This window comes from Delftia sp. S65, assembly GCF_016516495.1.
GTDB classification, from domain to species: domain Bacteria; phylum Pseudomonadota; class Gammaproteobacteria; order Burkholderiales; family Burkholderiaceae_C; genus Comamonas; species Comamonas acidovorans.
In genome coordinates, this window is record NZ_JACVUR010000031.1 from 1 (window position 1) to 12,749 (window position 12,749).

The 12,749-nt window shown below is 69.4% G+C and carries 12 protein-coding genes; 5 read left to right on the plus strand and 7 right to left on the minus strand.

What is annotated here, in order from left to right; translation table 11 throughout:
* The first annotated feature begins 28 nt into the window (after positions 1-28).
* Positions 29-2,107: a bifunctional 2',3'-cyclic-nucleotide 2'-phosphodiesterase/3'-nucleotidase gene (locus tag IAE24_RS21235; protein ID WP_199958905.1), complete on the plus strand. Its 2,079-nt coding sequence runs from the start codon at positions 29-31 to the stop codon at positions 2,105-2,107.
* Between the two features lie 72 nt (positions 2,108-2,179).
* Here IAE24_RS21235 and IAE24_RS21240 read toward each other — a convergent pair whose 3' ends face one another.
* Positions 2,180-2,800, minus strand: a complete 621-nt coding sequence (locus tag IAE24_RS21240) for a PaaI family thioesterase (protein ID WP_199958907.1) — start codon at positions 2,798-2,800, stop codon at positions 2,180-2,182.
* Between the two features lie 105 nt (positions 2,801-2,905).
* On the opposite strand from IAE24_RS21240, the gene IAE24_RS21245 reads away from it, so the two are divergent.
* Entirely contained in the window at positions 2,906-3,412 is a 507-nt protein-coding gene (locus tag IAE24_RS21245; RefSeq protein ID WP_199958909.1) for a MarR family winged helix-turn-helix transcriptional regulator, read from the plus strand.
* Between the two features lie 35 nt (positions 3,413-3,447).
* Positions 3,448-4,731, plus strand: a complete 1,284-nt coding sequence (locus IAE24_RS21250; protein ID WP_043824820.1) for an MFS transporter — start codon at positions 3,448-3,450, stop codon at positions 4,729-4,731.
* A 30-nt stretch (positions 4,732-4,761) separates the two neighbouring features.
* On the opposite strand, the gene IAE24_RS21255 is transcribed toward IAE24_RS21250, so the two are convergent.
* From IAE24_RS21255 to radC, 5 genes are all read right to left on the minus strand, one after another.
* Complete coding sequence (locus tag IAE24_RS21255) at positions 4,762-5,421, minus strand: Smr/MutS family protein (RefSeq protein WP_013803859.1); 660 nt, start codon at positions 5,419-5,421, stop codon at positions 4,762-4,764.
* A gap of 68 nt (positions 5,422-5,489) precedes the next feature.
* On the minus strand, positions 5,490-8,060 hold the full coding sequence (locus tag IAE24_RS21260) for a TonB-dependent siderophore receptor (protein ID WP_199958912.1): 2,571 nt from the start codon (positions 8,058-8,060) through the stop codon (positions 5,490-5,492).
* A gap of 98 nt (positions 8,061-8,158) precedes the next feature.
* Positions 8,159-9,151: a FecR family protein gene (locus IAE24_RS21265; RefSeq protein ID WP_199958914.1), complete on the minus strand. Its 993-nt coding sequence runs from the start codon at positions 9,149-9,151 to the stop codon at positions 8,159-8,161.
* A gap of 8 nt (positions 9,152-9,159) precedes the next feature.
* Positions 9,160-9,672 carry a sigma-70 family RNA polymerase sigma factor gene (locus tag IAE24_RS21270; RefSeq protein ID WP_013803856.1) on the minus strand — a complete coding sequence of 171 codons (513 nt, stop codon included), beginning with the start codon at positions 9,670-9,672 and terminating at the stop codon, positions 9,160-9,162.
* Between the two features lie 49 nt (positions 9,673-9,721).
* Complete coding sequence (gene radC / locus IAE24_RS21275) at positions 9,722-10,402, minus strand: RadC family protein (RefSeq protein WP_199958916.1); 681 nt, start codon at positions 10,400-10,402, stop codon at positions 9,722-9,724.
* A gap of 97 nt (positions 10,403-10,499) precedes the next feature.
* Between radC and IAE24_RS21280 the strand changes: the two genes are divergently transcribed.
* Both IAE24_RS21280 and ispH read left to right on the plus strand, forming a co-directional pair.
* Complete coding sequence (locus tag IAE24_RS21280) at positions 10,500-10,970, plus strand: FKBP-type peptidyl-prolyl cis-trans isomerase (RefSeq protein ID WP_012203830.1); 471 nt, start codon at positions 10,500-10,502, stop codon at positions 10,968-10,970.
* Between the two features lies 1 nt (position 10,971).
* On the plus strand, positions 10,972-11,970 hold the full coding sequence (ispH, locus tag IAE24_RS21285) for a 4-hydroxy-3-methylbut-2-enyl diphosphate reductase (protein WP_012203831.1): 999 nt from the start codon (positions 10,972-10,974) through the stop codon (positions 11,968-11,970).
* A gap of 76 nt (positions 11,971-12,046) precedes the next feature.
* On the opposite strand, the gene IAE24_RS21290 is transcribed toward ispH, so the two are convergent.
* Positions 12,047-12,745, minus strand: coding sequence for a CBS domain-containing protein (locus tag IAE24_RS21290; protein ID WP_012203832.1), 699 nt, complete (start codon positions 12,743-12,745; stop codon positions 12,047-12,049).
* Positions 12,746-12,749 lie beyond the last annotated feature (4 nt).

The window sequence follows — 12,749 nt, forward strand, 5'->3', positions numbered from 1 at the left end:
CCCCCTTCACCACCCCCACAAAAACCACATGCCGCTGAGCAACCTCCCCACATTGCAATCCCTGCTCCTGTCCCGCCGCCTGGCGCTGAGCGTCCTGGCCAGCGCCGCGCTGGTGGCCGCCTGCGGTGGCAGCGACAGCAACGACAGCACGACGCCCCCGGTGGCCAGCCAGCCCGCGACGGCCACGCTGGCCGTGCTGGAGACCACGGATCTGCACTTCAATGTGCGCAGCTATGACTATTTCAAGCTGGCCGAGGATGCCTCCTACGGCTTCGAGCGCACGGCCACGCTGGTGCGTGCGGCGCGCAAGGAGTTTGCCAATACGCTGCTGGTGGACAACGGCGACACCATCCAGGGCACGGCCCTGGCCGATTACGAGGCCGAGGTGGCCAAGATCCCCTGCACGCAGCAGCTGTCCATGTACAAGGCCATGGGCGCTCTGGGCTTTGATGCGGGCACGCTGGGCAACCATGAGTTCAACTACGGCCTGCCCTTCCTGAACCAGGTGCTGGGTGGCGGCCTGGACGTGGACGGCGTGGACAAGGCGCTCAAGTGCGCGGGCAATGGCTTTCCCATGGCGCTGTCGAATGTCTACAGCAGCAAGACCAAGCAGCCGCTGGTGCAGCCCTACGTGATTCTGGAGCGCAAGATCGCGGCCAAGGACAAGGATGGCAAGGCGGTGGAGCTGCCCATCAAGATCGGCGTGATCGGCTTCACCACGCCGGGCATCATGAACTGGGACAAGCGCTATCTGGAAGGCAAGCTCTACACCGAAGGCGCCGTGGAGTCCGCCCAGAAGTACCTGCCCGAGATGCGCGCCAAGGGCGCCGACGTGGTGGTGGCCATGCTGCACGGCGGCCTGGACGGCGCGGCCTACTCGCCGACGATGGAGAACCCCGGCCTGCACCTGAGCAAGGTGGCCGGCATCGACGCCATGGTCATGGGCCACCAGCACAGCGTGTTCCCCGATGCGGCGGCCACGCCGGCGTTCACGCAGGCGGGCGTGGACAACAAGGCGGGCACCATCAACGGCGTGCAGTCGGTGATGGCCAGTTCCTGGGGCAAGGCGCTGGGCGTGATCCAGCTGGCGCTCAAGTGGGACGGCAAGCAGTGGAGCGTGGACAAGAGCGCGGGCAAGAGCGAGCTGCGCAATATCCAGACCGGCAAGGACGCCGCAGGCAAGGCCACCTATGTGGCCTTGGACCCGACGGTGGCGCCGCTGATCGAGAGCCAGCACCAGGCCGCCATCCAGTACGTGAAGACGCCCATCGGCAGCACGGATTTCCGCATGAGCACGCTGTTCGCCGATGTGGGCGACCCGGGCGCCATCCAGATCGTCAACCAGGCGCAGCGCGACTATGTGGCCGACTATGTGAAGGCCAGCCTGCCGCAGTACGCGCAGCTGCCCGTGCTGTCGGTGAGCGCGCCGTTCAAGTCGGGCTTCCAGGGCGGCGCCGACTACACCGACGTGGCCGTGGGCCCGCTGGCCATCTACAACGCGGCCGACCTGTACCTGTACCCCAACACCGTGTATGCGGTGAAGGTGAATGGCGCCGACATCAAGGACTGGCTGGAGGCCGCTGCCAAGCGCTTCAACCAGATCGATCCGGCCAAGACGGGTGAGCAGCAGCTGATCAGCACCTTCCCGGGCTACAACTTCGACATGTTCACCACGGCCGATGTGCAGTACGAGATCGACGTGACCCAGCCCGTGGGCAGCCGCATCAGGAACCTGCAGTACCTGGGCAAGGCCATCGACCCGGCGCAGGAGTTCGTGATCGCCACGAACAACTACCGCGCCACCAGCGGCAAGAGCTTCATCGCCAAGCTCGACGGCTCCAGCGCCATCTGGGCCTCGCCGGACGCCAACCGCGACGTGGTGATCGGCTACGTGCGCAAGAACGGCAGCATCACGCGCGCTGCCAATGGCGCGGCCAAGAGCTGGCGCTTCACCAAGGTGGCCACCTCGGCCAACGTGGTGTTCAGCTCCGGCGCCAACGCGCTGCCGGTGGCGCAGGCGGCGGGCCTGGCCAACATCTCGCTGGTGGCGGCCGATGACGGCTCGGGCAAGGGCACGTCCAAGTACCGCCTGGATCTGTCGAAGTAAGTTCCGGCAGGCAAGCAACAAAAAAGCCCCGTGCATCTGGCACGGGGCTTTTTTGCTTGTGCCGAACGGACTTCAGCGCGCAGGCGGCAGCTCGAAGACCAGGCAGGTGGTGGTGGCGTGGGCGTAGAGCGTGCCATCGGGGCCGACCAGGCGCGCCTCGGCCGTGGCCAGCTGGCGGCCGCAGTGCAGCACGCGGCCTTCGGCGCGCACGCGCGGCACGCGCGGGGTCAGGGCCTTGACCAGGTTCACGCCCAGCTCGGCCGTGGTGTAGCCCCGGCCCGGCGGCATGCAGGTGTGGACGGCGCAGCCCAGCGCCGAGTCCAGCAAGGTGGCGAACCAGCCGCCGTGCACCGTGCCCATGGGGTTGAGGTGGTTGGCGCCGGGGCGGCCCTGGAAGACGGCGCTGCCTTCGCCCACGGAAATCAGCATGAAGTCCAGCGTGCGTGCAATGGGCGGGTAGGGCAGTTCGCCGCGCAGCATGGCCTGCATCAGCTCCAGCCCGCTGCGGCCTGCGACCTGGTCGGGGCGCGATACGCCTGCGCCGGGGCCGGCGTCCAGCCGGAGGGTGACCGCCTGTTCCTCGTCCAGCCAGGCTTGCAGGGCAGGGGAGATGGCGCCGGAGGTGGGGCTGGAGGTGGCGCCAGAGGTGAGGCTGTGGGCGGCCTGCTCCGGGGAGTGGGTGCGGGTGTCCATGGAATGTCTCTCTTTCATTGGGAAAAGTGCGGGCGCCAGGCTGTCTGGGATGGCGGTGTGGATATTATTGTATCTACAACAGTTGTATATGCAATAATCTGCGCCATGCCAGTGAATCCAGACATCCTCGCCGTGCCCCAGGGCTGCACCAACCACCGCGTGCGCCAGCTCATGCGCAGCGTGGGCCAGGTGTATGACGCCCATCTGAACGAGACGGGGCTGCGCATCACGCAGTACTCGCTGCTAAGCCATGTGCTGGCCGCCGGTCCGGTGCGGCCCTCGGACCTGGCGCGGCGCATGCGCATGGACGCCTCGACGCTGACGCGCAACCTCAAGCCGCTGATGGACGCCGGCTGGGTGCGCATGGGCCAGGGCGAGGACCAGCGCAGCCGCCTGGTGCACATCACCGACGCGGGCCAGGCCAAGCGCGAAGAGGCCAAGCAAAGCTGGAAGACCGCACAGAACGAGCTCAACGCCCGCGTGGGCCTGGAGCGCGTGGCGGCTCTGCATGCGCTGATCGACGAATGCCTGGTGCTGCTCGATGGCGGCAATGCCGATGGCGCTGGCGCTGTTGCTGGCGACGGCAACGCTGCAGACGGCCCGCAGGCATAGGCCCTACCGAATTCCCAACCCCCGAAGAGACTCCCATGCTCTCCAACTCCACGGCGCGCTGGCTGCAGCGGCGCGGCATCCACTACGGCTGGCTGGTCGCGGCCATCACTTTCCTCACCATGCTGACCATGTCGGCGGCGCTGGGCCTGCCGGGCGCCATGCTGCAGCCGCTGTCGCGCGAGTTCGGCTGGAGTACGGAGCAGATATCGAGCAGCCTGGCGCTGCGCTTTGCGCTGTTCGGCCTGCTGGGGCCGTTTGCGGCCGTGATGATGGAGCGCTTCGGCCTGCGTGCCGTGATGTGCATGGGCCTGGCCCTGGTGGGCGGCGCCATGGCGATGGTGACGCAGGCCACGCAGCTGTGGCATCTGTTTTTGCTGTGGAGCCTGCTGCTGGGCATGGGCACGGGCCTGACGGCGCTGGTGCTGGGCGCCGTGGTGGCCAACCGCTGGTTTGCGGCGCGGCGCGGCCTGGTCATCGGCGTGCTCACGGCCAGTGCGGCCACGGGGCAGCTGGCCTTCCTGCCGCTGGCCGCCTGGATGATCGAGCACTGGGGCTGGCGCTCGGCCACGGTGCCGGTGTTCGTGGCCAGCGCCCTGATCGCGGTGCTGGCCCTGCTGTTCGTGCGGGACCGGCCTTCGGACCTGGGCCTGGTGCCCTTTGGCGGCGATGCCTCGGCCCCGCCGCCGCCGGCCATGGCCATGAACTTCGGCACGCCCTTCAAGGTGCTGGCCGAGGCCGCGCGCAACCGCACCTTCTGGCTGCTGGCGGGCACCTTCTTCATCTGCGGCCTGTCCACCAACGGCCTGGTGCAGACGCACTTCATCTCGCTGTGCGGCGACAACGGCATGGGCGCGGTGCCCGCCGCGTCGGTGCTGGCCATGATGGGGGCCTTCGACTTCGTGGGCACCGTGCTGTCGGGCTGGCTGTCGGACCGCTACGACAACCGCAAGCTGCTGTTCTGGTACTACGGGCTGCGCGGCCTGTCGCTGTTCTGGCTGCCGCATTCGGAGTTCACCTTCTACGGCCTGGGCCTGTTCGCCATGTTCTACGGGCTGGACTGGATCGCCACGGTGCCGCCCACGGTCAAGCTCACGGCCCAGCATTTCGGGCCGCAGAAGGTGGGGCTGGTGTTCGGCTGGATCTTCGCGGCCCACCAGCTGGGCGCGGCCACCGCTGCCTGGGGCGCGGGCCTGACGCGCACCCTGCTGCTGACCTATACGCCCGCGCTGTATGCGGCCGGCCTGGCCTGCCTGGTGGCGGCGGTGATGGCGCTGGTGATAGGGCGGGCGCGCAAGGCGGCGGCGGTGGCCGCGGCCTGAGCCCCATCACCGTTCACGCCATCCACGCCCTCAGTACAGCTGGCGCTTGCCCGGCTGCAGCAGGACGACCAGGGCGCCCGCGCCACCTTCGGCCGGGCGGGCCTGCACAAAGGCCAGCACTTCCTTTTTCTGCACCAGCCAGCGCAGCACGCGGCCCTTGAGCACGGGGGTCTTGCCCGGCGAGCCCAGGCCCTTGCCGTGCACCACGCGCACGCAGCGTATGCCGGTGCGGTGGGACAGGCGGATGAACTGGCCCAGCGCCTCGCGCGCCTCGTCCACGCGCAGACCGTGCAGGTCCAGCTGGCGCTGGATGCTCCACTGGCCGGCGCGCAGCTTGTGCGTCACGTCCAGGCCGATGCCGGGGCGCCGGAAGCTGAGCTGGTCGTCGGTGTCCAGCAGGGTGCTGACGTCGAACTCGTCGCTCATGGCCTCCTGCAGCACGCGCTGCTCGTCCAGCTCCAGCTGCAGGGGCAGCGGCTCGGGGGGCTCGGGAGCGTGGAGGTGGCGGGCGTGCGCGGACTTGAGCGCATGCACCGGGCCCACGGTGTTTTCGAACAGCTTTTGCTCGGCCAGGAGGCGGCGCGCCGCCTCGGCGCGCTGCTGCTGGAGCAGGGCCTCTTGGGCGGCGGCTTCGGCCAGTGCGCGGCGCACTGGCGCGAGGTCCTGCAGGCTGGTGGCTTTCAAAGTCATGGTGACGCCGGTTGTACCGCAATTTCGGCACCCCGGCGGCCATGGCGCCCTCTCAAGGCCTGGTGGCTCTAGAAGCGATAGCGGGCGCTGACCTGGACGTTGCGCGGCGCCCCGTACATGCCCGAGTACCACCAGCCGGACATGGCCGCGATGTACTTGCGGTCGAACAGGTTGTTGACGTTCAGCGTCAGCGACAGCTGGTCGCTCACGTCATAGCGGGCCATGAGCCCGGCCACGGCGTAGGAGGCCTGGCGCGCGCTGACCTGCTTGCCGACCTGCCAGGCTTCGCCGCTGTACTCGATGCCGCTGCTCCAGTTGACGCCACCGCCCAGGGTGAGGCGGCGCCATTCGCCGGGCATGCGGTAGGTGGTCCACAGGCGGGCCATCTGGCGCGGGAAGGTGGTGTTGATGCGCTGGCCCGTGGCGTCTTCGGAGGCGCTGAAGTTGTATGAGGCGGCAATCGACCATTGGCGGTTGATGGCGCCGTTGACTTCCAGGTCCAGGCCCCGCGTCTTGGCGCCCTTGATGGCGCGCGAGGCGGTGGTGGTGGTGCCCGGGATGAACTGGCCGGGATCTGACTCGGCCAGGTTGTCCTGGCGGATGATGTAGACGGCGGCGCTGGTGGCCAGGCGCCCGTCCAGGAATTCGCTCTTGATGCCGGCCTCGTAGGTGTTGCCTTCCTGCGGGTCCAGGAAGGAGCCGTTGCGGTCGCGCGAGGTCTGCGGGCTGTAGATGGTGGCAAAGCTGGCGTACAGGGTGTGCTGCGGGTTCAGCGTGTAGACCAGGCCTGCGTAGGGCGTGAACACGCGGCGTTCGGACGAGGGCGAGGTCTGGTGGTATCCGTCCGTGGTGTCGGTGCGGTAGTCGCTGTCGTAGTTGAACAGCTTGCCGCCCACGATGAGCTTGAGGTCGTCGGCCAGCGCGAAGCGGCCGGCGCCGTACAGGCTGGTCTGGCGGCGCGTGCTGTCGAAGACCACGAAGCGGTCGCCGAACACCGGGCTGCCGCTGCTGTCCCACTGGTAGATGTTGACGGGCTTGTTGCGCAGGCCCGTGATGTCGAAGCTGCCGTCGGTCAGGCTCTGGAAGTCGGTGTAGTCGAAGCCCAGCACCGCCTCGTGCTCGCGCCCGCCCAGGTTGAAGGGGCCGCGCAGGTTGATGTCCACGGATTTGTTGCGCAGCCGGTAGTCGCGCCGCTCGGCGTTGAGCGACAGGCCATCGCCGGTCTCCCGGTCGAACAGGCTGTTGTTGACGGCCAGGTAGACCGCGTCTTCGCGCTGGTTGGAGCGCAGGTAGTTGGCCGAGAGCTTGAGCTGCCACCGGTTGGCCAGCGCCTGCTCCAGCGTGACGAAGGCGCTGGTGGAGTCGGTGTTGAAGCGGTTGTCGCGGCTGGCCGGGTTGAAGGAGACGGGGAAGTCGGTCTGCCGCCCATCACTGCTGAACAGCGGAAAGCCCAGGTAGGCCATGGAGCCGCGCGAGCGGCCGCGCTGGTGGTCCAGCCCGGCGGTGAGCTTGAGCGTGGAGGTGAGGTCGGCCTCGATCACGCCATAGAGCACGTCCTTTTTCTTGCTGTAGAAGTCGATGTGGCTGTCGCCCTCCTGGTGCACGGCGACCAGGCGGCCGCGCACGCTGCCCGAGGCGTTGAGCGGCGAGGACAGGTCCAGCACGCCGCGCCGGTTGCCCCAGGAGCCCACGCTGGCCTCGGCCGAGCCCTGGAACTGCGCCGTGGGCTTCTTGCGCACCATGTTGACGATGCCGGACGGATCGCCCGCGCCCGTGGTCAGGCCCGAGGCGCCGCGCAGCACCTCGATGCGGTCGTACAGCGCCATGTCGGCAATGCTTTGCGTGGGCAGGGCGTCCAGGCCCAGGAATTCTGTGTGCGTGCTGACGCCGTCGAGCTGGTAGTTGGTGATGGGGTAGCCGCGCGCATTGGCGTTGCTGCGCTCGGTGCCCAGCGCCGAGGTGGAGATGCCCGGCACGCGCGCCAGCACGTCGCTGATGCTGGTGAGGTTTTCGTCCTCCATGCGCTGCTGGGTCATCACGCTGACCGACTGCGGCGTGTCGCGCACGCTCAGCGCCAGGCCCGTGGCCACGCCGCTGGGGCCGCGCGCCGTGTAGCTGCCCGTGCCTTCGGTCGTGCCTGCCCGGTCGGCCTGGGCGACCACCTTGACCTCGGCCAGCGCATGGTCCTGGGCGCGGCCCGGCGCTGCCGTGGCCGTTGACGCCGCGGGCGAGGCGACGGAGGCCAGCACCGTGAGCGTGCCCTGGGGCGTGCGTGCCAGCCGCAGCCCGCTGTCGCCCAGCGCCAGTTGGGCGGCCTGCTCCACGCTGTAGCTGCCCCGGATGGCGGGCGCGCGCTTGCCGGCCAGCAGGGCCGGGTCGGCGCTGATGCTGCGCTGGGCCTGGCGGGCGATGCGCGCCAGCGAGTCGTCCAGCGCGCCGGCGGGCAGGTCCCATTCCAGCGTGGCGGCTGCCTGCGATGTGCTGGCCGCCGCCGGCTGTGCCCAGGCCTGCGGCGGTGCGGACAGCGACCAGGCCAGCGCGGCGGCCACGGGCAGCAGCAGCGAGGGCGGGCTCGGCCTGCGGTGTGCGGGCGTGCTGCCAGGCTGCGGGATACGGAGAGGGCGGCGTGCGGAGGCCATGGAGTCGGAGGTCCTTGTCGTTGCGGTGGAAATGAAGGGCTTTCATTCCGTATGTGCGACAAGGGCGGCAAAACCCCTCACGCGGCGCAAAAAAAGAATCAAGCGGGCCGGTCTCGCACGTCGATCACCGTGAGCCAGTCCCCCCAGCGGCGCACGCTGACGGGATGGGTGTCCACCAGGTCCTGCAGCACCTGGTCGGGCCGGGCCAGCTGGAACACGCCGAAGATCCGCAGGCGCCCGGCCTCGGGACTGATGCGGATGATGCCGGCCTGGTAGGGCCGCAGCGCGTCGATCACGTCACCCAGCGGCTGGTCGCGCACGTCGATGACGCCGTCGGCCCAGGCGGCCGGGGCCAGGTGGGCGGTGTCCTGCGTGCGGATGCCGTCGGCGTCGATCCAGGCGCTGCGGCCCTCCTGCAGCCGGTGCTGCCGGCCGTTCAGGCTGGTGAGCAGCACGCTGTGCTCCAGCACATGCACCAGGGTGCTGCCTTCGGCCTGGCGCACCATGAAGCGCGTGCCCAGCGCCTGGGCCGTGCCCTGGGCGCTTTGCACGACAAACGGGCGCAGGGGCTGGCCCGGCGCGCTGGCAGCCACCTGCGCCAGCAGCGCGCCTTCGCGCAGGCGCACCAGGCGGCGGGTGTCGCTGTAGGCAATGTCGGCGGCCGAGCGCGCGTCCAGTTCGATCTCGCTGCCGTCCGGCAGCCGGTGGTGGCTGCGCTGGCCGGTGCCCGTGCGCAGGTCGGCGGCCAGCGTGGTCAGCGGTGTTTGCCGGTGCACCAGCCAGGCCGTGGCGGTGCTGGCCAGCAGGGCGGCCAACCCACCGCGCAACAGGCCGCGCCTGCGCGCGGCCTTCGGGATGGGTGCCACCAGCGCCTGCAGGCCCAGGGACGCCGTGCCCCCGCCCTGCCGGCGCAACTGCACAAGGGCGGGCTCCACCCCGGTGGACAGGCGTTGCTGCACCATGGCCCAGGCCTGGGCATGGCCGGGTGACTGGCGCAGCCAGTGGGCGAAGGCGCGGCGGTCGTCATCGCTGGCGTGGCCCGAGTCCAGGCGCACCAGCCAGTCGATGGCCTGATCGGTGGCGGCATCCATGCAGGTGATCAGCCGTGGGATGCCTGCGGCGACAGGTACAGGTGCACCAGGGCCTGCTTCATGTAGCGCTCCACCGTGGCAATGGACACGCCCATGGCCTCGGCGATCTCGGCATGCTTGAGGCCGTCGAGCCGGCGCAGCAAGAAGGCCTGCCGTACCTTCGGGGGCAGGCCGTCCAGCCATTGGTCCAGGGCCTCGATGGCTTCGCGCACCAGGGCGTAGTCCTCGGGGGAGGGCGCCACTTCCTCGGGCAGCGTGGCCAGCGCATCGAGCCAGGCCTGCTCCAGTTCGCGCCTGCGCCAGAAGTTGTAGAGCACCCGCTGCGCCAGCGTGGTCAGGTAGGCGCGCGGCTCCTGGATGGCATGGGCCTGCCGGGACGCCACCACGCGCTCGAAGGTGTCGTGCGCCAGGTCCTCGGCCTGGTGGGAATTGCCCAGCTTGCGCCGCAGCCAGCCGTGCAGCCAGTCATGGTGGGCGACGTAGAGCGTGTGCACCGGGTCGGCGGTGGACGGGGAGGGCATGGTGCAGCGGTTTTGCAAATGAGAATTTTTCTCATTTTACAGAGTCTGCCTACATCAGCCCCTCGCTGGCCATGGACAGCGAGGCACCGGGCGCCACGATCACATGGTCCAGCACCTGGATGTCCACCAAGCCCAGGGCGGCCTGAAGTCCCTGCGTGACGGCCTTGTCGGCAGCGCTGGCCTGGACCTGTCCGCTGGGATGGTTGTGGGCCAGGATGACGGCGCCCGCATGGTGGTGCAGGGCGCGCAGCACCACCTCCCGGGGGTAGACGCTGGTGCGCGTGAGCGTGCCCCGGAACATTTCTTCCAGCGCGATCAGCCGGTTCTGGCCGTCCAGGAACAGCACGGCGAACACCTCATGCTGGCGCGCCGCCAGGTGCAGCTGCAGGTAGCGCGCCACGGCCTCGGGCGAGGCCAGGGCCGGGCGCTCGCGCAGTTGCTCTGCCATGGCGCGGCGCGCCAGTTCGAGCACGGCCAGGAGTTGCGCGCACTTGGAAGGCCCCAGCCCCTTGATGGCCTTCAGGTCCGCGTGCCCGGCCTGCAGCAGCCCGGACAGGCCGGCCCGGCCGGGCAGCTGCAGCAGTTCCTGGGCCAGCTGCAGCACGCCCTTGCCGGCCATGCCGGTGCGCAGCACGATGGCCAGCAGTTCGATATCGGAAAGCGCCGAGGGGCCGCGCGCCGCGAGCTTTTCGCGCGGCTGGGCCTGGGCGGGCAGGTCTTTGAGAGCCATGGTTCAGCCAGGTGGGGGGCGCCGCAGGGACACCGTTGCACGGGGCGTGGGGGCATGGATGTTTTTCTACAATACGGGCCAGTTTATCGGGACTTCCATGACCTCTAGCGCTTCTTCCTCGGCCCTCCCCACGGTCCAGACCGGCTCGTTCCTCACGCTGCACTACCGCCTGTCCGGGCCTGCAGGCGATGTGATCAACACCTTCAACGACAAGCCCGCCACGCTGTCCCTGGGCGCGGGCGAGCTGTCGCCCGCCGTCGAGCAGCGCCTGCTGGGCCTGGCCGAAGGCACGCGCACCACGTTCGAGATGCCGGCCGGCGAAGCCTTTGGCGAGCGCAACGGCGACATGATGCAGTGGGTGGCGCGCAAGCTGATGAACGAGCTGGGCGACCCGCACGAGCAGTACGCGCCCGGCGACGTGGTGCAGTTCCCCACGCCCGACGGCCTGGGCAGCTACGCGGGTGCCGTGGTGCAGGTGCGCGAGGACGGCGCCGTGCTGTTCGACTTCAACCACCCGCTGGCGGGCCAGCCGGTGACGTTCGAAGTGCAGATCATCGGGGTGCTCTGAGGTGCTGGACTCGACCTCGCCCCAGGAAATCCTGCTGGCCGAGCCCCGGGGCTTCTGTGCCGGCGTGGACCGCGCCATCGAGATCGTGGAGCGTGCGCTGGCCAAGTTCGGCGCGCCCATCTACGTGCGCCACGAGATCGTGCACAACACCTTCGTGGTCAACGATCTCAAGGCCAAGGGAGCGATCTTCATCGAGGAGCTGGACGACGTGCCGCCCGGCTCCACCCTGGTGTTCAGCGCCCACGGCGTGAGCCGGGCGGTGCAGGAAGAGGCGCGCAGGCGCGGTTTCTCCATCTTCGACGCCACCTGTCCGCTGGTGACCAAGGTGCATGTGGAAGTGGCCAAGCTCGCCAAGGAAGGCTACGAGTTCCTGATGATCGGCCACAAGGGGCATCCCGAGGTCGAGGGCACCATGGGCCAGCTGTCCGAGGGCATCCACCTGGTCGAGGACGAGGCCGATGTGGCCCGTGTCACCCCCCGCCAGACCGAGAAGCTGGCCGTGGTCACGCAGACCACGCTGTCGGTGGACGATGCCGCCGGCATCACGGCGGCCATCCGCGCCCGCTTTCCGCAGGTGCGTGAGCCCAAGCAGCAGGACATCTGCTATGCCACGCAAAACCGCCAGGACGCCGTCAAGGTGCTGGCGCCGCAGGTGGATGTGCTCATCGTGGTGGGCAGCCCCACCAGCTCCAACAGCAACCGCCTGCGCGAGCTGGCCGCGCGCCTGGGAACGCCCGCCTACATGGTGGACAACGCGGGCGAGCTGTGCGAGGAATGGTTTGCCAATGCCGGGCGCGTGGGCCTGACGGCTGGGGCCTCGGCGCCCGAGGTGCTGGTGGACGAGGTCATCCAGCGCCTGCGCCAGCTGGGCGCGCTGTCGGTGCGCAAGATGGATGGCATCGAGGAGACGGTCAAGTTCCCGCTGCCCAAGGGCCTGAAGATCGACGCGGCCACGGGGCTGGAGATCTCCGTGGGCAAGCAGCCCGAGACGGGCGGCTGAACCGCAGGCGCAGCGGACATTGGCCAAAAAGCAAACGGGCGCCTGGCGCCCGTTTTGCATGGTGGGGCCGAAAGCCTCAGCTCCACAGATCCAGCGGCGGATCGGAGGCCACGGCGCGCAGGATGTCGGTGCGGCTGATGAAGCCGGCCAGCAGGCCCTGCTCATCGGTCACGGGCAGGCCCGGCAGGCCGGTCTCCAGCAGCACGCCGGCCACGCGGCGCAGGTCGGTGGTGGTGGCCACCGTGGGAATGGGGGAGATCATGACCTCGTTCACGGGCCGGCGCGCCAGGGCAATGGCGTCCTTGATCGCACCGGGCTCGGGCAGCAGGTCCAGCGGCGCCATGTCGGCACGCAGCAGCAGCCCGACCACGCGGCCACCGGCATCCAGCACGGGCGCCTGGGCCACGCCGTGCTCGGCCAGCACGCGCCAGGCGTCGTTGACACCGGCCTCGGGCGATACCGTCACGGCCTCGTGGCTCATCACGTCGGCCACGGTCTGCAGGGGCTGGCGTGGCTGGCTGGGGCCTTTTTCCGTGGAAAGGTAGGCATCGACCGCTCCGCGCAGCCGCGGCGCGGGCTCCGGCGCGGCGGCAGGCTGGCCCGCGAGGTCGGCCAGGATGGCGGGGAACGAGGCGGCGGCGTCGCCCGCCATCACATCGGCCGAGCGCGTGCGCAGGGCCTGCGGGCGTTGTACGCGGCGCACGGGCGCCACCTGGCCCAGCCGCTCGGCGGGACCGCGAAACATCTGTCCGTTGGGACCGAAGACAAAAAACATGGGT